19 protein-coding genes are annotated in these 18,916 nt (G+C 65.1%); 4 read left to right on the plus strand and 15 right to left on the minus strand.

Annotated features, from left to right (window positions below):
- Positions 1-5: 5 nt before the first annotated feature.
- Positions 6-827, minus strand: a complete 822-nt coding sequence (locus ACIBG0_RS16415; RefSeq protein WP_397033414.1) for an isoprenyl transferase — start codon at positions 825-827, stop codon at positions 6-8.
- An 81-nt stretch (positions 828-908) separates the two neighbouring features.
- Positions 909-1,694 carry a DNA repair protein RecO gene (gene recO, locus ACIBG0_RS16420; RefSeq protein WP_397033201.1) on the minus strand — a complete coding sequence of 262 codons (786 nt, stop codon included), beginning with the start codon at positions 1,692-1,694 and terminating at the stop codon, positions 909-911.
- A 107-nt stretch (positions 1,695-1,801) separates the two neighbouring features.
- Here recO and ACIBG0_RS16425 point away from each other — a divergent pair, with 107 nt between their 5' ends.
- From ACIBG0_RS16425 to ACIBG0_RS16435, 3 genes are read left to right on the plus strand one after another with little or no spacing between them, the layout of a single operon-like run.
- Complete coding sequence (locus ACIBG0_RS16425) at positions 1,802-2,008, plus strand: antitoxin MazE family protein (protein WP_397033202.1); 207 nt, start codon at positions 1,802-1,804, stop codon at positions 2,006-2,008.
- Complete coding sequence (locus ACIBG0_RS16430) at positions 2,005-2,334, plus strand: type II toxin-antitoxin system PemK/MazF family toxin (protein ID WP_397033204.1); 330 nt, start codon at positions 2,005-2,007, stop codon at positions 2,332-2,334. Before ACIBG0_RS16425 ends, ACIBG0_RS16430 begins: the two co-directional genes overlap by 4 nt.
- A gap of 60 nt (positions 2,335-2,394) precedes the next feature.
- A complete protein-coding gene (locus ACIBG0_RS16435; RefSeq protein WP_397033206.1) occupies positions 2,395-3,144 on the plus strand; it encodes a M15 family metallopeptidase in 750 nt (249 codons plus the stop codon).
- 92 nt (positions 3,145-3,236) lie between these two features.
- On the opposite strand, the gene ACIBG0_RS16440 is transcribed toward ACIBG0_RS16435, so the two are convergent.
- Positions 3,237-3,836, minus strand: coding sequence for a TetR/AcrR family transcriptional regulator (locus ACIBG0_RS16440; protein WP_397033207.1), 600 nt, complete (start codon positions 3,834-3,836; stop codon positions 3,237-3,239).
- Entirely contained in the window at positions 3,823-4,689 is an 867-nt protein-coding gene (locus tag ACIBG0_RS16445) for an alpha/beta fold hydrolase (RefSeq protein WP_397033208.1), read from the minus strand. The genes ACIBG0_RS16440 and ACIBG0_RS16445 overlap by 14 nt, the downstream gene beginning before the upstream one ends.
- Positions 4,690-4,851: 162 nt before the next feature.
- Here ACIBG0_RS16445 and ACIBG0_RS16450 point away from each other — a divergent pair, with 162 nt between their 5' ends.
- Positions 4,852-6,282, plus strand: a complete 1,431-nt coding sequence (locus tag ACIBG0_RS16450; protein ID WP_397033210.1) for an amidase — start codon at positions 4,852-4,854, stop codon at positions 6,280-6,282.
- Between the two features lie 2 nt (positions 6,283-6,284).
- On the opposite strand, the gene ACIBG0_RS16455 is transcribed toward ACIBG0_RS16450, so the two are convergent.
- From ACIBG0_RS16455 to ybeY, 11 genes are all read right to left on the minus strand, one after another.
- Complete coding sequence (locus ACIBG0_RS16455; protein ID WP_397033211.1) at positions 6,285-6,803, minus strand: hypothetical protein; 519 nt, start codon at positions 6,801-6,803, stop codon at positions 6,285-6,287.
- Positions 6,804-7,000: 197 nt separating this feature from the next.
- A complete protein-coding gene (locus ACIBG0_RS16460) occupies positions 7,001-8,542 on the minus strand; it encodes a serine/threonine-protein kinase (protein WP_397033212.1) in 1,542 nt (513 codons plus the stop codon).
- A gap of 4 nt (positions 8,543-8,546) precedes the next feature.
- Positions 8,547-9,776 (minus strand): hypothetical protein, encoded by a 1,230-nt coding sequence (locus tag ACIBG0_RS16465; protein ID WP_397033214.1) that lies wholly within the window; start codon positions 9,774-9,776, stop codon positions 8,547-8,549.
- Positions 9,777-9,795: 19 nt separating this feature from the next.
- A complete protein-coding gene (locus ACIBG0_RS16470; RefSeq protein WP_397033215.1) occupies positions 9,796-11,295 on the minus strand; it encodes a serine/threonine-protein kinase in 1,500 nt (499 codons plus the stop codon).
- Positions 11,296-11,318: 23 nt separating this feature from the next.
- Positions 11,319-12,881: a serine/threonine-protein kinase gene (locus tag ACIBG0_RS16475; RefSeq protein ID WP_397033217.1), complete on the minus strand. Its 1,563-nt coding sequence runs from the start codon at positions 12,879-12,881 to the stop codon at positions 11,319-11,321.
- Entirely contained in the window at positions 12,878-14,137 is a 1,260-nt protein-coding gene (locus tag ACIBG0_RS16480) for a hypothetical protein (protein ID WP_397033219.1), read from the minus strand. Before ACIBG0_RS16480 ends, ACIBG0_RS16475 begins: the two co-directional genes overlap by 4 nt.
- On the minus strand, positions 14,124-15,590 hold the full coding sequence (locus ACIBG0_RS16485; RefSeq protein ID WP_397033221.1) for a serine/threonine-protein kinase: 1,467 nt from the start codon (positions 15,588-15,590) through the stop codon (positions 14,124-14,126). The genes ACIBG0_RS16480 and ACIBG0_RS16485 overlap by 14 nt, the downstream gene beginning before the upstream one ends.
- A 149-nt stretch (positions 15,591-15,739) precedes the next feature.
- Positions 15,740-16,651, minus strand: a complete 912-nt coding sequence (era, locus tag ACIBG0_RS16490) for a GTPase Era (RefSeq protein ID WP_397033223.1) — start codon at positions 16,649-16,651, stop codon at positions 15,740-15,742.
- Complete coding sequence (locus ACIBG0_RS16495; RefSeq protein ID WP_397033225.1) at positions 16,644-17,003, minus strand: cytidine deaminase; 360 nt, start codon at positions 17,001-17,003, stop codon at positions 16,644-16,646. Before ACIBG0_RS16495 ends, era begins: the two co-directional genes overlap by 8 nt.
- A complete protein-coding gene (locus ACIBG0_RS16500) occupies positions 17,000-18,349 on the minus strand; it encodes a hemolysin family protein (RefSeq protein WP_397033227.1) in 1,350 nt (449 codons plus the stop codon). The genes ACIBG0_RS16495 and ACIBG0_RS16500 overlap by 4 nt, the downstream gene beginning before the upstream one ends.
- Positions 18,346-18,900: an rRNA maturation RNase YbeY gene (gene ybeY / locus ACIBG0_RS16505; RefSeq protein WP_397033229.1), complete on the minus strand. Its 555-nt coding sequence runs from the start codon at positions 18,898-18,900 to the stop codon at positions 18,346-18,348. Before ybeY ends, ACIBG0_RS16500 begins: the two co-directional genes overlap by 4 nt.
- Positions 18,901-18,916 lie beyond the last annotated feature (16 nt).

Genomic DNA, 18,916 nt, shown 5'->3' on the forward strand with positions numbered 1-18,916 from the left:
GCCGTTCACTTGGTCCCCCCGAAGCGGCGGTCACGCGAAGCGTACTGGAGACACGCCTCCCATAAGTTGCGCCGGTCGAAATCCGGAAAAAGCGTGTCCTGGTAGACGAATTCGGCGTAGGCGGACTGCCAGATGAGGAAGTTCGAACTGCGGAATTCGCCGGACGGGCGCAGGAACAGATCGACGTCCGGCATATCCGGCTCGTCCAGGTATTTGGCGACCGTCGCCTCGGTCACCCGTTCCGGATCGATCTCGCCCGCAGCCACGCGACGCGCGATTTCCCTTGCCGCGTCGGCGATTTCGGCGCGGCCGCCGTAGTTGACGCACATGGTGAGGGTCATCACCGTGTTGTCCTTGGTCAGCTCCTGCGCGGTCTCGAGTTCGTTGATCACGCTGCGCCACAGGCGCGGTCGCCGCCCCGCCCAGCGCACCCGCACACCCATTTCGTGCATCTCGTCGCGGCGGCGGCGGATGACATCACGGTTGAACCCCATGAGGAAGCGCACCTCCTCCGGGCTGCGCCGCCAGTTCTCGGTGGAGAATGCATAGGCCGAGAGCCACTTCACACCGATCTCGATGCAGCCCTCGACGGTGTCCATCAGGACCGCCTCGCCGCGCTCGTGCCCCGCGGTGCGCGGCAGACCGCGCTCCTGCGCCCAACGACCATTGCCGTCCATCACCAGCGCCACATGTTTGGGCACCAACTCCGGCGGCAATTCCGGTGGCGTCGCCCCCGATGGATGCGGCGACGGCGGACGGACGGTGCGTTCGGCACCCGACCGAGCGCTGGTCGACCTGGTCGGCGCGGCAGAATCTCGACGGAGGATCACGGCAACTATCCTGCCTGATGATTGTGCAGAGATTGTGCCGAGGTCAGCCCAACTGTGTGGTGTTCGGGGCCGATATCGTCAGCCCACCCGCCCAGCGGCCACCGACTCCGCAGTGGTCGCTGCTTCGGTCGAACGCGACCGCTCGATCAGCGGCAGGGTGCGCAGCTGACGTTCCAGATGCCACTGCAGATGGGCGGCGACCAGGCCGCTGGCCTGTTTGCGGACCTGCTCGGGGACCTGCTCGACGTAACCCCAGTCGCCCTTGAGCAGGGCGATCAACAGGTCGAGTACGCCCGGAGCAGGGGTAGCCGAACCGGGTGGGCGACAGTGCACACAGACCGCGCCACCGGCGGCGACATGGAAGGCACGATGCGGGCCGGGTGTCGCGCAGCGCGCACATTCGTCCAGCGCGGGCGCCCAACCGGCAAAGCCCATGGCGCGCAATAGATACGCGTCGAGGATCAGCTCATGCGGGCGCTGTTTGGCGGCGATCGCCCGTAGCGCGCTCGCGGTCAATGCGTGCAACTTCGGCGCGGGCGCGCGCTCCTCACCGGCCAGCCGCTCGGCGGTCTCCAGTACCGCGCACGCCGTGGTGTAGCGCCCGTAATCGTCGACGATATCGGCGGCGAATGCCTCCATGGTGTGCACCTGGGTGACCGTGTCGAGATTGCGCCCCGGATACAGTTGCACATCCACATACGCGAACGGCTCCAACCGCGCCCCGAACCGCGACTTGGTCCGCCGCACCCCCTTGGCCACCGCCCGCACCAACCCGTGCTGCCGCGTCAACAACGTGACAATGCGATCCGCCTCCCCCAGCTTATGCTGGCGAACCACAACCGCCTCGTCCCGATACAACCGCACGCCCTTATCCTCCCACGAACCCCCGACTCCCATCCCCAGGCACGGCCGAGCAGCGTTGACTTGCGCGACTGTGGCATGTCCCGCTCAGCGCACGTAACATGTAACGCATGGCGACAAAGGATCGCGTGCAGGCTCACCGTGACCGGATGCGAGAGCAGGGGCTCCGGCCTATACAAATTTGGGTGCCCGATACCCGCAGCCCACAGTTTCTGGCTGAAGCACATCGGCAATCCGCAGTGCTCGCCGACAACCCGCATGAGGACGAGGACCAGGCATTCGTGGACGCCATCAGCTACCCACTGGATGACGAGTGAAGCGAGGCGAGCTCTGGACCATCGCCACGGGCAGCGGCTATACAGGTAAACCCCGACCAGTGATTATCGTCCAAAGCGATGCTTTCGACAGCACCGCCTCGGTGACGATCTGTCCGATCACCTCCCACGACGTCGACGCACCGCTGGCGCGCGTGATGCTCGAACCGACCGAAGACAATGGCTTGCGCCAGCCCAGCTACGTCATGGTCGACAAGGTCACGACCGCGCCGCGCGAGAAACTGGGGCAGCGAATCGGGCAGGCGTCGAAACAAGACATGCTGCGAATAGACCGCTACCTCGTCGTATTCCTCGGCGTCGCGGATTGAACCACTTGGGCCAGAATCCGCGACTACGATCTGCGGATGCGCGGAATTCGGCTCTGCTCAGTGGTTTTGACTGCGATCGCGACTGTCGGTGTCGCGAGTTGCGCGGACAACCCGAGTTCGCCCGCGGCCGATGAGACGGCATTCGTTTCGGTGACGGAGTTGGATCCGACGATTGTTGTCGATGCGCGGTACTTCGGGGAGCACAACTTCATCGGTGGGCGGATCAATGGGTACGAAGCGCCCAAGTGCCTGTTGACAAAGGAGGCCGCCGGGGCGCTCGCGCAAGTGCAGCGGGAGTTGCAACCGATGGGGCTCGGTCTGAAGACCTACGACTGCTATCGGCCGCAGCGGGCGGTGGACCAATTCGTCAGTTGGGCAAAGGATCTCGGAGATACCAAGATGCGCGCGGAGTTCTACCCGACGGTGGACAAGGCCAATTTGTTCCGGGACGGGTACATCGCGGAAAAGTCCGGGCACAGCCGAGGCAGCACCTTGGATCTCACGATCGTCGCCTTACCGCCCGCCGACCAGGAGCAGTATCACGGCGGTGATCCGCTGCGCGCCTGCACACTGCCCGCCGACCAGCGCTTCCGGGACAACAGCCTCGACTTCGGCACCGGCTACGACTGCTTCGATCCACTCGCGCATACGGCCAACCCGACACCGAGCAGTAACCAGCGCGCACTCCGGGAGTTGCTGGTGAACCTCATGGATGAGCACGGTTTCAAGAACCTCGCCGAGGAATGGTGGCACTTCACCTTGAAGAACGAGCCGTTCCCCACCACGTACTTCGACTTCCCCATCCAATAACCGACTCGACCAACCTCACATAACCCGTGCCCTCCTCACATAAGTCGCAACCTCTGTGTGGAGACCACTAGTTGTGCGATACCGTGCCAATGTCAGGTGCGGAGAATCCCGCCGATGAGCAGCATCAGCGACTGCTGCGCCTGCGCTTGCGCGGCCGCCTTATCCGTGGCGTGGGCAACGATCAGCCCCGCTTCGGAGACCGCACTGAAGATCAGCTGAGCCAGGACCGGAATCGGCGCATCGGCGATCAGTCCCGCGTCGCGGGCGCGTTCCAATTCGGCGATGACCAATCCCAGTCCATGGCGCGCCTCGAACTCGCGAAACGCCTGCCAGCCGAGGACGGCGGGACCGTCGTAGAGGGTGATGCGGATCATCTCCGGGCGCTGACAGATTTCCAGAAAGACATTCAAGCCGATGGCCATCGAGGTGAGAATGTCATCGGGATTCCCCGCGCCGATGGCCTTTTCGATTTCCTGCGTGGTCTCGACCTCGATCTGTTCGAGCACGGCCAGGAACAGACCGCGCTTATCGCCGTAATGGTGGTGCAGGGCACCGCGGGTGACTCCCGCCTCGGTCACGAGTTCCTCGGCCGAGGTTGCCGCGAAACCGCGCTCGGCGAACAACCGGCGACCGGCTTGTTCGAGCGCGGCTCGGGTGGCACGGGAGCGATCCTCCTGACTACGGCGTTGCATGCGCCCGAGTGAACTCCAGAATCGTTTCGGAGAGCAACTCGGGCTGATCTTCGGGCAGGAAGGTGTAGGAGTCGTCGATGAACTTCAAGGTCGCGTTCGGCAGGTCCGCCGCCAAGCGTTCGGCGAATTTCACCGGAAAGATCTTGTCCTCGCGAGCCCAGACGATCAGCACCGGAACCCGCACCGACGGGAATCGGGTGGCGGCGTCGAGCGTGTAGCGCCGATGCACGGTCTTCAGAAACCGGCGCAGATCCTTGCGTATCGACGCCGAATTTCGGCTCGGCCGCAGGTAGGAGTCGGCGATTTCCGGCGGAATCGGGCGCTTTGCCACCCAGCCGAAGGCGATCGGCAGACGATGCAGCGCACGAATCCGCATCAACTCGGTCAGCGGCCGTAGCGAGCCAGGCACCCGCGCCAGCACTGGCAGCGCCGCGAAGGCAGGCGGGAAGAACGCCTCGTAGGCGTCGCACGAAGTCAGCACCACGCGGCCGATCCGCTCGGGTCGGCGGGTCAGCAACAGTTGGGTGATCGCGCCGCCGGTGTCGTTGGCGACCACGGTGACGTCGGTGAGGTCGAGTCGCTCCACAAAGTCGGCGATCAGATCGGCGACACCGGTGGGCGTGAGATCCGCTGCGGGGACCGGGAGTTCGTGTGAGCCGAGCGGCAGGTCCGGACTGAGACAGCGATGACCCGCCGCCGCGATGCTGGGGACGACATTGCGCCAGAGATCGGAGTTGACGAGCAGACCGTGCACGAAAACGACCGGCGCGCCCTCGCCCGTGTCGTGATACCGAATGCGGCCGCCGGGGAGATCCACCTCATGCGTGCGGCCGAGTGACGTACTGATTCCCATGGTTCCTCCATGTGTTGGCAGTTCCTGTCCACCATTACATACATACGGTATGTATGTCTACGGTTACGCCTCCTACCAGGGGTGGAGATTCGCGAGCCGATATGGACGCTTGACCAGTTCCGCGCTACGGTGCAACGAGAGAACGAAGGAGACAGAACTCACATGACGGTGCCCGACGCCCCCATGCGCCCATTCGAGACCGCCGAACTCGGCCTCGCGGAGTTCGCGCTCGCCCTCGCGCAGGGCAGGATCAGCTCCGTGGCCGCGGTCGGCGCCGCACTGGACCGGATCGAGGCGAGCCAGCCGACCCTCAACGCCTTCCGCATCGTCCGGCGCGAAAAGGCACTCGCCGAGGCCGCCGCGGCCGACCAGCGCTTGGCCGCGGGTGAACAACTCCCCCTGCTCGGGGTGCCTATCGCGATCAAGGACGACACCGATATCGACGGTGAGCCAACGGCATTCGGCTGCGGCGGCGAACTTGCGCCGAAAACCGAAGATGCGCAAGCGGTTCGACGGCTGCGTGCGGCCGGTGCGGTGATCGTCGGCAAGACCAATACCTGCGAACTCGGCCAACTACCGTTCACCAGCGGCGCCGCCTTCGGTCACACCCGCAATCCATGGGGTGCCGAATACACGCCGGGCGGCTCATCCGGCGGTTCCGCGGCCGCCGTCGCGGCCGGACTGGTACCCGCCGCACTGGGCTCCGACGGTGCGGGGTCGGTCCGCATCCCGACCGCTTGGACCAATCTCGTCGGCATCAAACCGCAGCGCGGCCGCATCTCCACCTGGCCAGCCGCCGAGGCATTCCATGGCCTCACCGTGCACGGACCGCTGGCACGCACCGTCGCCGATGCCGCACTGCTGCTCGATACCACTGCCGGACCGCATCCCGGCGATCTGCACACACCCGAACCCCTCACCGTGTCCGATGCCGTCGGTCGCGATCCGGGACGATTGCGGATCGCCCTCTCACTGCGAATCCCGTTCACCGCCACCAGAACAGCGCTGCATCCGCAGGTCGAAGTCGCGGTGCGGCGCATCGCAACCACACTGCGTCGCCTCGGTCATTCGGTAACGGTGGCGGACCTGCACTACGGCATCATGATCGGCGCATCCTTCCTACCGCGCTCGCTGGCAGGGGTCAGCCACGTCTATGACAAAATGCCTGGTATACAAGTGGATCCACGCACCACCGCGAATGCCTGGTTCGGCCGTGCGCTCAGCGGACCCGCACTATTCGCGGCGCGCAAGGCAGAACCGTTGCTGCACAAGCGAATCGGCGGCTTCTTCCGCGACTACGATCTGGTGCTCGCACCCACCACCGCGACTCCCCCACCCCGCGCCGAAGAGATCGACGGCATCGGCGTCAATGCCACCAACGACCTCATCACAGCCGCATGCCCATACACCTGGCCCTGGAATGTACTCGGCTGGCCCGCAGTGAATGTTCCCGCCGGTTTCACAGATAATGGCCTGCCGGTAGGCGCGCAACTCATGGGCACCGCGAACACCGAGCCGCTCCTGGTTTCCGTTGCGGCACAACTGGAATCGGAACTCCACTGGGAGCGCGAGCGGCCCGAACCATGGTGGTGAGTTCAGCGATCGGGCGGGGTCCAGACCTCGGTATCGTTCTTGGTGCCCGCCGGACACCCGTCCAGCCCCCGGCCGTCGAGGACCAACCTGTGTACGTCCCAGCTGCGGCTGTCGCGCGGCACCCCGCGTCGGTCGAGTTCAGCGTTCAGATCACACACCAAGGTGTTGACATAGAGGTCGTCGGCGACCTTCGGGTAGTACACCAGCACGCGGTCGTAACGTCGCTGTCCGGCTTCCAGCCCACCGCTCGGATAACGCGCCCCTTCGACATAATCCGCGATCAGCCTGGCCTGGACCCAATTGCTCGGCACGGACTGGAAGAACATCGGCGAGGCGGCCTCCAACCCGTCGACCGACAGTGTCGTCGCGACGACCGGTACCCCGAGATCGCCCAATTTGCCGACCGCCCACGCCGTCTCCGCGGTGCTGCGGTCCATTCCGACAACACCGAGCACCCATGGCGGTGTCGTCGGTGGAGAACCCCGCGACCAGCCGCTGCAGAATCGGCAGGCAGTGGGCATCCACCTCCTAGCCGATCGAGCTCGGATCGGGCCGGATGGCATCCGGTGCCAGACTGTCCAGTTCGACGCACGCACGCGGCACCGCTCGCCGACCACCGGACTCGCCGAGCCAGCGATAGATCTGCGTGAGCAAGTCACCGTTGGCCGTGGGCCCAACCAGGCAAATCAGCGGGCGCGGCACCTTGGGCCGCCTGCTACTAGATCGGCGCGTTTCGCCACCAGCGTTCGAGGAGGTCCCGGCCGGAATCGCCACCGAATACCCGCAATTGACAGAAGTTGCGTCCGCTGTCGGTGAATTCGACCTGTACCGTTCCGGCGGGTCGACCGGCCGGACCGGTGATGTCTTGCCAGATCACCCGGCCGCGGCCGGACGGGCGTTCCCACTGCTCATCACCGGCGACGGGTGCATCGGTAAAGGGCTCGATCGTCATCGCGACTCGATTGGCATTGCATCCCATGACGAGCAATTCCAGCGGATTGCGGTCGCCGTTGCACGATAGGTAAGTCGTCGCATCCACCGCCTGGTTCACATCGATCGGCCGCCTGTCCGAGTCGACCGCGACGCATCGCATGCCCTGATAGCCGCTGTCCGCCGGGGTCTTCGGAAGCAGTTCGGGCAGCACTCGAACCATGTAGTTATGACCGCCCCATGATGCGGCGCCAGCTGCAACCGTCGTTGTGGGTGTCATCGCGACACTGCTCGACGCGACCACCGCACTAGACGGCGCCGAAGCATCGGTCGAGGACATATCACGCGAATTCCCGGTCAGCGCAAGCGCACTCGCGACGCCGAGCACGGTGACCGACGCCGCGATACCGATGGCCAGCGCGATGCGGCGAGGTGACCGCTGCTTCGCGGGCGGCCGCGGATCGAGCGTAGCCGCATCCCCTCGACGACCGATGGCGGCGGCCGCCGCATGCACTAGCGCACCGCAGGAGGAATAGCGATGCTCCGGGTTCTTTGCCATCGCCCGCGCGATCACCTCATCGATCGCCTGCGGCAGTAGTGGATTCGTGGCGCTCGCACGTGGCGGCGGATCCTGGATATGCGCCTGCATCATCGCGACCGGGGTGCTGCGGGGAAACGGCTTTTGCCCGGTCAGCAGTTCGAATAGGGTGCAGCCCAGTGCGTAGATATCGGCGCGATAATCGATCGGGCCCGCCATCAGCTGCTCCGGCGCGGCATAGGCCAGTGTCGCCAAGACCGTTCCCACCTCGGTCAGCGCCGTCGTTTCGATTGCGGCCCTTGCTATTCCGAAGTCGGTGACATAGACGCGATCCGGTTGACCCGGCCGGAGCTGCAACAAGATATTCGCCGGCTTGACGTCGCGGTGCAGCATCCCGACCCGATGGGCCTCGTCGAGACCGCGTGCGGCCGCCTCGATAATGTGCAGCGCCCGTTCGGGTGTCAACTCCGCAGGTCCCCGTCGGATGAGCGCCGCGGCGTCGAAGCCGTCGACGAACTGCATCGCGATCCACAGCCGACCGTTCTCGACGCCTCGATCATGGACCGCGACGATATTCGGATGATCCAGCCGGGCGGCCAGTTCGGCTTCGCGAATGAACCGAGCGCGAAATTCCGTGTCCGCACTGTGGTCTTCGGACAACACCTTCAGCGCGTCACGACGCGGCAGCCGCGGATGCTTGGCCACATACACCGCGCCCATTCCGCCACTGCCGAGTGCCCGCTCAATTACATACCCGGCGAAAACCGTACCCGGAACGAACTTTCCAGCCATATCCCTACTCGCTGTTCAACAGCAGAGCGAGTTGGGCCGCAACCTGCTGATGGGTGCTCTTCAGATCGCGGCCGCGAATCAGCGCGTTGTAGCGACCGTGCACGAGTCGACAGATGACTCGCAGCGGAATCTGCGGGGGCACATCGAGTTGCTCGACGCAACGAACGTCCGGCACCGCATCCGGTGCGGGCGCGGAACGGATTGCGGGATCGTCTTCGAGATCGGCATCCGAGAATGCCCGGCGAGCGGCAATCGCATCCGGGTAGCGTTCGAGCTCATTCCAGCCGTTGATGGCGTCGAGCTCGACCGAACTCGGGCGTTCGCGTGAGCCGTTGAGGTAGGTGCCACGTGGACCGAAGACGATCCCGGTCACCATGGCAGCGGCGCTCCACCCCGCGTTCTGCGCGTAGTCGGTCATCACAACCGTCGGAAAGGGCCAGCGCCCGGGTACTTCGGCGATCAGCTTCGCAAGCATGTCATCGCTGTCGAGAGGTAGCTCGGCGAACTTATCCGGTGGCGTGGCCGAAAAGCCGCGCAACCGTGTCGATTGTGCTTCGAAAGCCTGGCGTGCCACGCCGGTGAGCGCGGCCAGATCTGGACTCGTATGCCCGATCAGCACACTGATCACAAAGGATTCGTGCGCCATCGTCGCGGCCAGCGCCGGGACGTTCGGGCGCCAATGCGCGAATGCCGACGGCTGGTTCGCGATGACGACGGGCACATTCTCGGGACTCACCGCGGCGTCAACCGCGTCCATCTCCCGAGCGGCCTGCCGAGCCGCGTTGGCATCCGGAAATCGGAGCAGCACAACGGTCAGCAACCGGGACCGACCGGTAACGGGCTGACCTATCTGTTCCTTGTCCGCGCCGCCGACCATGAAACCGGCAAGCATCCCGTAACGCTCGAGCACCGGACGCACCGTTTTCGCGAGCACCCGGGTCGCCTTCACGGGCGTCGGTAGCGGTAACGCGCCACCGGTCTCGAAGGAGAATTTCAGGGACGCATCGGCCTCGACCGGATCGATGATGGCCTCCGCCATCCGGACCGATTCCAGTGTCCGCCCATAGCCTTCATTGTTGTTGGGCGGGACACTGAGCGGGTCGATACTGTTCACGCCGATATCGAGCGATTTCGGATGAGGATTCGCCGGTACCGGATGCCCGGACACCGCACAGTCCGCCGTCGAAATCAGCATGAGCAGCGCGACCGCCATGGCGGGCACAACACGGTTCATGCGCGAGCGACCTTTCCTCTCACAGCGGCGCATCGAGCCACCACCGCGTGCGCAGATCCGCGCCGGACTGAGCGCCGATCACCCGTAGCCGACAGAAGTTCCGATTCGGACTCTCGAACGACACCTCCAACTCGCCCAGGGCTCCTCCCAATCGGCTCGTGTAGTTGCCCCAATGCAATTCGCCCGCACCGGAGGGCCGGGTCCAACGCTCGGCACCCTCCGGCCGTTCCTGCGGACCCACTGGCTTCATGGCCGAACGATCCGTGTTGCAGGTGAGAATGATCTGCTCCATCGGATCCTGATCACCGGTGCAGTTCAGCCGATCGATCGGCGCCCGTGTATCGAAGGAAATGGGGTTGCCCTGCTGATCGAGGAACTTGCAATCGTGCAGTTCTCGATAGCCGATGCCCAGTGGTGTGGCCGGTAGCAGATCAGAAAATGCCTCGAAGACAACGGCATGTGGACTCCATGCCGCGGCCGATGCGGCAGCCGCGCGGTCGACACTGGTGCTCGGGCCGGACGCCGCGGAGGTGGCCGGTTCGTTCCGACTGATCCGGTGCACCGCCGACACCGTCACCGCGACAACGGCAATGGCGACCACCACTGCACCGAGCAGCAGCAGCCGCCGTCGATCCGGCCCACACGACGCGGGAGCCGGTACGACCATGGTCTCCGATGCGGGCAGCAGTGCCGCCGTCGCCGCCGTCGCGAGTGCTCCGCAGCTCGGGTACCGATCCTGCGGCTGCTTTGCCATGGCCTTGGCGATTACTGAGTCGAAGGCCGTTGGCACACTGGGGTTTCCGCGCGAAGGCCGGGGTGGCGGCTCATTCAGATGCGCGTGCATCACCGCCCCCGGACTGTCCCGCCGGAACGGGACCGAGCCGGTGAGCATGTGGTACAGCGTGCAGCCGAGCGAATACACGTCGGCGCGATCGTCCACGGCGGCGCCGTTGATCTGCTCCGGCGCGGTATAGGCCACGGTGCCCGGCATACCGCCACCGCCCGCCACCGTCGTCACATCGCCAACGTCACGGGCAATACCGAAATCGGCGATCAGCACTCGTTCCGGCCCATCGGCCTGTTCGGCGACGAGGATGCTGCCCGGCCGCACATCCCGATGCAGCAGGCCCGCGCGATGGATCTCGTCGAGTCCGCGCGCGGCCTCGACGACGATGCGAACCGCGCGCTCCACATTCAGCTCGGTCCGGCCGCGCCGGATCAACTCATCGACATCGACGCCGCCCATATACTGCATCGCGACCCACAGTCGGCCGTCCTGCGCACCGCAGTCCCGGACCGCGACCACATTGGGATGCTGCAGCCGGGCGGCAACTTCGGCCTCGCGCAGAAAACGCGCGCGGAAGTCGGGCTTGTCCGCATACTCATCGGACAGAACTTTCAGCGCGTCCCGACGCGGCAGCCGCGGATGCTGCGCCAGATAGGTGACGCCCAAGTCGTCGGCACCGAGGCGGCGCTCGATGCGATACCCAGCGAATGTGGTGCCCTCGGCAATATCCACGACGTCTTCCTCACTTACTCGGTTCAGAACGGCGCGCTACGCCACCAGCGGTCGTACAGGTCTTGTCCGGAGGTCCCGCCGTATACGTACAGCCCGCAAAAGTTCCGCTGCGGATCGTCGAACAGAATCCGGAGCACGCCCTGTGGCCGATTCGGCCCGAGGGGATCATTGTTCGCAGAAGTGGTGTCGAACCAGAGAATCCGGCCGCGCCCGGATCGGCGCTCCCATCGTTCATCACCGATCGGTACGAAATCAGGGTGCGCGAAGTAGTTGGTCGGGCTGCGATTCGAATTGCAGCCTACGAGAACCGACTCCACCGGATCCCGGTTTCCGTTGCAATTCAGATCGGCGACCGCGGGCGCGGGCTGGTTCACGTCGACGGGACGATCGTTCAAGTCCCGCGCGACGCACCTGAGGCCCTGATAGCCGCTCTCGACCGGCGTGGCCGGAAGTAGTTCGGGAAAGGCTTGCGCGATAAAGGTGTGACTGCCCCAGGACAGCCGACCGCTCGTGGTCGTCCCGGTGACGACGGGCGGGCTGGTCGCCGCCGTGCTCGTCGTCGATCCGATCGTGCTGAGTATCGCCGAGGGTTCAGTGGAATTCCTGGTCAGCACAACCGCACTCGCGACACCGACGACGACAACCGACGTGGCGACACCGATCGCGAGCCCGATGCTCCGCCGCCGCGCGGGACGCCTCGGCTCGGTATTGCGCAGATCAGTTGTGACCGCATCCGCGCGGCCGTCCAGGGCGGCCGCCGCCGCATCGGCCAGCGCACCGCACGACGGATAACGATCATCCGGACTCTTCGCCAGCGCCCGAGCAATCACCCGATCGATGGCCTGCGGCAGTAGCGGATTCACAACGGTGGCACGCGGTGGCGGGTCCTGGATATGCGCCTGCATTACCGCGACGGCGGTAGTGCGCGGAAACGGCTTGGTGCGGGTGAGCAATTCGTAGAGCGTGCAGCCGAGCGCGTACACATCGGCCCGCTGGTCGACCACGCCGCCCATTAGCTGTTCCGGCGCGGCATAAGCCAGGGTCGCCAGCACCGACCCAACGGCGGTCAACGCGGTCGATTGCCCTGCGGCCCTGGCTATTCCGAAATCGGAAACGAACACTCGATCCGGTTCGCCGGGATGCGACTCGAGCAGGATATTGGCCGGTTTGACGTCACGGTGCAGCAATCCTGCGCGATGCGCGGCATCCAGACCGCGCGCGGCCGATCCGACAATGTGCGACACCCGTTCCGGCGGCAGCTCGGCGGCATCGTGGCGGAGGAGCTCGGCAGCATCGATACCGTCGACGAACTGCATCGAAATCCACAGCCGACCGTCGGACACCCCTCGGTCGTGTACCGCGACGATATTGGGATGCTCGAGCCGGGCGGCGAGTTCGGCCTCCCGAATGAATCGGGCCCGGAACTCCTCATCACCGCCATGGATCTGTGCGAGCACCTTGAGCGCATCGAGGCGCGGGAGCCGCGGATGCCGCGCGACGTAGACCGTCCCCATCCCGCCGATGCCAAGCACTCGCTCGATCAGATACCCGGCAAAAACCGTTCCCGGGGTGAGGGTCTCGGTCATATACCCCGCTCACTGTTGACCAGCAGCCCGTACTGAGCGGCGACCCGCTGTTGGAAGTCGTGCAGCGTCCGACCGAAGAGTACTGCGACATAACGCCCGTACAACACGGTGCAGGTATAGATGAACAGTTGCGCGATCAGGTCGCCCGACTCCTTCGAACAGCTGACATCCGGCACTCCGGTCGGGCCGGGCATCGATCGCAAACCGTCCTTATCGGCCTTGTCCTGCGCCTTCGCGAAGGACTTGCGCGCAGCGGCCACATCAGGGAAGCGCATCAGGCCCTCTAAACCGCTGAAGGCCATGAGCTCCACCGGATTCGGCTTTTCGACACCCCGGTACAACGAAGCGGCATGTGTGCCGTATACGACGCCACTTGCTTGGGGAGCGCTATCCCAACCAGCGTTCTCCTTTTCGGTACCGAAGGCCACGGCAGGAAACGGCCAACGCCCCGGCGCTTTCGGCACCATGCGCGCGATCATGCCGTCGCGGTCCAGTGGCAGGGCCGCGAGCTGTTCGCGCGGGGTGACCGCGAACCCGCGCAGTCGGGGCAGCTGGGCGTCGAATGCCTTACGCACCAACGTAGTAAGGATGGCGAGGTCGGCAGCGGTATGTCCCCCGAGCAATGTGACGACGAACGACTCCTGCGCGAGCGATGCCGCTATCGTCGGCACGTTCGGACGCCAATGACCGTGTGCAGCCGGATATTCCGGGATGGTGACGGACACATTCTCGGGACTGACCGACGCATCCACCGAGTCGATATCCTCGGCGGCTCGCTGTGCCGCGGTCGGGTCCGGAAATCGCAGCACCAGTACGGTCAACAGCCGGGCGGCGCCGACCACGGGGGTACGATCGACCTCCTTGTCGGTGCGGCCGACCGCGAAACCAGCCAGCATTCCCTGCTTTTCGAGGACCGACCGAACCGGCGCCGCGAGATACGCACCCGCTTTGGCGGGCGTCGGCAGCGGCACGGCGCTGAAGCCACTCAGGGGGAACGTCAACGTCGGATCCGACTCGCTCGGATCGGCCATTACCTCACCCAGCCGCATCGATTCGATGACCCTGCCGTACTTCTCATTGTCGACGGCCGGTTCGTGCGGCGGTTCGAGGCTGTATCCACCGACATCGAGCGAACCGAGGTCGGGTCGTTGCGGGGTCGGCTGCCCGTGCACGGTACAGCCGGTAGCCAGTGCCAGCACTACCACCGTAGCGACCAGTACGCCACGGACCTTGCGTACCCGATCACAGCGGCGCATCAGGCCACCACCGATCGTGGAGCTCGGTGCCCGACGCGGCGCCGTGCACGTGCACGGTGCAGAAATTCCGGCTCGGATCGTCGAAGTAGACCTCCAGCTGGCCGCGGATCTTGCCATCGCTTTCGATATCGGAACCCCAGTTCACATGTCCGGTGCCGGACGAGCGGACCCAGCGCTCATCACCCTCCACCCGAGCGAAGAAGCGATCGGGGAAGATCGGCGACCGATTGATATTGCATTTGACGGCCATGGTGCGCGCCGGGTCGCCATCACCGATGCAAAACAGCTCGCCGACCACGGCGGGTACGTCGTCGAAGGAAACGGTATTACCTTTCGCGTCGAGCGGAATACAGCCACCGACGTCCTTGTACCCGGTCGCTATCGGCGAGGGCGGAAGCAATTCGGGAAATGTTTGCGCGATATAGGCGTAAGCACCCCACTCGGCGGCGTTCACATTCGGCGGACCAACAGTGGGGGAGGGTGGTGATGTGGTGGCCGGTGGGTCGCCGCCGACCCACAACACCGTCGAAAGCACACTCGCCACAACGACGACAACAAGCACCCCGGCCATGAGCAACCGGTCGCGACGCTTGGTCTCAGGTAGAGAATCGGTGAGCGCTTGTCCGACCAGTGCGGCCTGCGCCGCCGCCGCGAGCGCCCCGCAACTGGAGAACCGCTCGTCCGGCCGCTTCGCCATGGCCTTGGCGATCACGGCATCGAATGCCAGTGGCACGCTGGAATTTCCGTGTGAAGGCCGGGGTGGCGGCTCGTTCAGATGCGCGTACATCACCGCCCCCGGGCTGTCCCGAGGGAACGGGACCGACCCGGTCAGCATGTGATAGAGCGTGCAGCCCAGTGCGTAGACATCGCCGCGGTGATCCATCGGATCACCGCTGATCTGCTCCGGCGGCGCATAGGCCAAGGTGGCGGTGGTCCCACCGGCGGCGAGTGTGGTCGAATCGTCTGCGGCACGGGCGATTCCGAAGTCGGTAACGAGCACCCGATCGGATCCGTCCGGCTGTTCGGCGACCAGGATATTGGCCGGTTTCACATCGCGGTGCAGCAGGCCCGCTTGATGGATCTCATCCAGACCGCGGGCCGCATCCGCGAAAATCCGGACCGCACGCTCGATTCCGAGCCCACCACGCTTGATCAGCTGGGCGACATCGACGCCGTCCACATACTGCATCGCGATCCACAGTCGGCCGTCCTGCTCGCCGCGATCCCGCACCGCGACCAGGTTGGGATGCTGTAGCCGCGCCGCGATTTCGGCCTCGCGCAGGAATCTGGCCCGAAATTCTGGATCCTCCGCATGGATATCGGAGAGGACCTTCAGCGCGTCCTTACGCGGCAGCCGCGGATGTTGGACGAGGAATACGGTGCCCATACCGCCCGCGCCAAGACGGCGCTCGACCTGATATCCAGCGAATACCGCACCCTCGACCACGCTCACAGCTCAGCCCTCCGTATGCGTCGGGACCCTTCCGACACACTCCCGGCGGCCCGGAATCAGCACGGACAGCCGTCAACGGCCGACTATAACAGTGCGGGCGCATTGCCACAGCGGGCTCGAATGCCCCCATTCCTGGGGCGCCCCTGCCGTCAGAACCCGAGCTTGCCGAGCTGTTTCGGGTCGCGCTGCCAATCCTTGGCAATCTTGACGTGCAGGTGCAGGTAGATACGGACGCCGAGGATGTGTTCGATTTGTTTGCGGGCGTTGGTGCCGACCTCTTTGAGTCGCGCGCCGCCCTTGCCGATGATGATGGCCTTCTGCGAGGGCCGTTCGACGTAGAGCAGGGCGTGCACGTCGAGCAGGTCTTCGTTCCCTTCGCGTGGGAGGACCTCTTCGATGACCACGGCGAGCGAATGCGGGAGCTCATCGCGCACGCCCTCGAGGGCGGCCTCGCGGATGAGCTCGGCCATGAGGGTTTCCTCGGGCTCGTCGGTGAGCTCACCGTCGGGGTAGAAGGCCGGGCCTTCCGGCATTTTCGAGGCGATGACGTCGATGAGAACCTCGACCTGTTCGCCCTTCACGGCGGAGACCGGTACGACGTCGTGATCGGGGCCGAGCAGTCGCGACAAGGCCATCAGCTGTTCGGCGACCTGGTCGCGGCTCACCTTGTCGATCTTGGTGACCACACCGAGCAGGGTCGTCTTCGGCGCCATCTGCTTGATCTGCTGCAGGATCCACTTATCGCCTGGCCCGATTTTCTCATCGGCCGGAATGCACAACGCGATCACGTCGACTTCGGAATAGGTATCGCGGACGAGATCGTTCAGCCGCTGGCCGAGCAGGGTGCGCGGCCGGTGCAGACCAGGGGTGTCGACCAGGATGAGCTGGGCGTGATCGCGGTGCACGATGCCGCGGATGGTGTGGCGGGTCGTCTGCGGGCGCGAGGAGGTGATCGCGATCTTCTGCCCGACCAGCGCATTGGTCAGCGTCGACTTGCCGGTATTCGGGCGGCCGACGAAACAGACGAAGCCGGAACGGAATTCGGTGGTCGTATCAGCCACCCTGCACCTCCGCGCCCGCGGCATCGTCGACAATCTCGAAGATCGCACCCGAGCGATCGGTGAAGACGATGCGCGCCTCGGGCGAAACCTCGCGAACCGCGAAGACGCCCGCATCCGAGAGCCTGCCGCCGACGACCACGGCCGCCTCGAATCCCTCTGCGCCACTGGAGATCGCGGCCGAGACCGCAGCCTGCAGCGCGGTCAGCCGAAGGGACTCCAGCGCGACATCACCGGCCGCGTAGGTGCGGCCATCGGTATCGCGGATGGCCGCGCCCGAGCTGCCGCCGGTGCGACCGAGCGCGCTCTTGGCCAGCACCACGAGTTTGGTGTCCTCGGCATCCAATTCGGTCATTCGCTATCTCCGTTCTCATCACGATCGAACGGGATCTCCCGCTCGGATCCGTTACTTTTGCGCTTGCCGTTGGAGTTGTCGGCCTGCGATTTCTCCGCCGCCTTACGCACCACGACGGTGTGTACCCGCACCCGTCCCCGCGCGTCCGCGCCGCCTTCACCGCGCAACACTAGGCCGTGCACGACGGCTTTGGAGCCCGGCAGCGGCACCCGGCCGAGTGCGTGCGCGAGTAGGCCGCCGACGGTATCGACGTCCTCCTCCTCGATTTCCAGGCCGTACAGTTCGGCCAGATCGTCGACCGACAGCCGCGCCGAAACCCGGTAGCGCCCATCGCCCAGATCTTCGATGGGCGGGGTTTCGTCGGTGTCGTACTCGTCGGCGATCTCACCGACGATCTCCTCGAGCACATCCTCGATGGTCACCAGCCCGGCGATGCCGCCGTATTCGTCCACCAACAGCGCCATATGGTTTCTGCGGCGCTGCATTTCGTCGAGCAGACTGTCCAAAGGTTTGGAGTCGGGCATGAACACCGCCGCGCGCATGGCATCGCGCACCTGCACCTTACGACTTCTATCCGCGTAGGGCACAAGGTCTTTCAGGTACACCACCCCGAGGATATCGTCGACGTTCTCGCCGACCACCGGAATGCGGGAGTGACCACTGCGCACCGCGAGCGATATCGCCTGTGCCGCAGTCTTATCGGCCTCGATCCAGACCATTTCGGTACGCGGCACCATCACCGCGCGGGCCGTGGTGTCGCCGAGTTCGAACACCGACTGGATCATCCGTCGTTCATCGTCGGCCACCACACCGCGTTCACTGGCCATCTCGACCACTTCGCGCAATTCGATCTCGGATGCGAAGGGACCGTTGCGAAATCCCTTACCCGGGGTGATCGCATTACCGATGAGAATCAGCAGCCTGCTGACCGGACCGAGCACCGTGCCGATGAACTGCAGCGGTAGCGCCGAGGCCAAGGCGATCGAGTAGGCGTGCTGACGACCGAGTGTGCGCGGACCGACCCCGATCACCACATAGTCCACCAGCACCATGACGGCGGCCGTGCACAGCAGCGCCCAATTGTCGTCCCACAGCGGGATCAAAGCCGCCGCCAACAGCACCGTCGCGCAGATCTCGCACAGAATACGAAGCAGCACTAGCAGATTCACATATCGCGGCCGGTCGGCCACGATTCTGGTCAGCCGCACCGCGCCGGACCGCTCCGCCCGGACCATATCGTCCAGACGCGCCGGTGAGATGGTGTTCAGCGCCGAATCGACACCGGCGAACACCCCACCGATCGGGACGAGCAGAATCGCCAGCAGAATCAGGGTCAGCGAACTCACGCGGGGCCTAGCGCCTCACCGGGCGTTGTGAAACCGGCCTTCCCCAGCAGCCGGGCGTCGCGTTCGGCCAATTCGGCTCGCCGCCGTGCTTCGCGAAGGCTCTCATACCACTCCTCGAGCAGCCGCGCCTGCAACGCGAACATCTCCTTCTCCTCCTCCGGCTCGGCATGGTCGTAGCCGAGCAGGTGGAGCACGCCGTGCACGGTAAGCAGCGCGAGTTCGTGATCGAGCGAGTGACCGGCCTTGCGGGCCTGGCCAGCGGCGAATTCGGGGCACAGCACGATATCGCCGAGCATGGACGGCCCTGGTTCGGCGCTGTCGGGGCGACCGCCGGGCTCCAGTTCGTCCATCGGGAAGGACATGACATCGGTCGGGCCGGGTAGGTCCATCCAGCGCATGTGCAGATCCGCCATGGTGTCGAGATCGACGAGCACCATCGAAAGCTCGGCCGCCGGATGCACATCCATCCGGCCGATCACGAATCGCGCGACACTGACCAGGTCTTCTTCGGGTACGTCGATACCCGATTCGTTGGCGATCTCGATGCTCACCTGAACAGGGTATTCG

Source organism: Nocardia sp. NPDC050630 (genome assembly GCF_044457245.1).
GTDB lineage: Bacteria > Actinomycetota > Actinomycetes > Mycobacteriales > Mycobacteriaceae > Nocardia.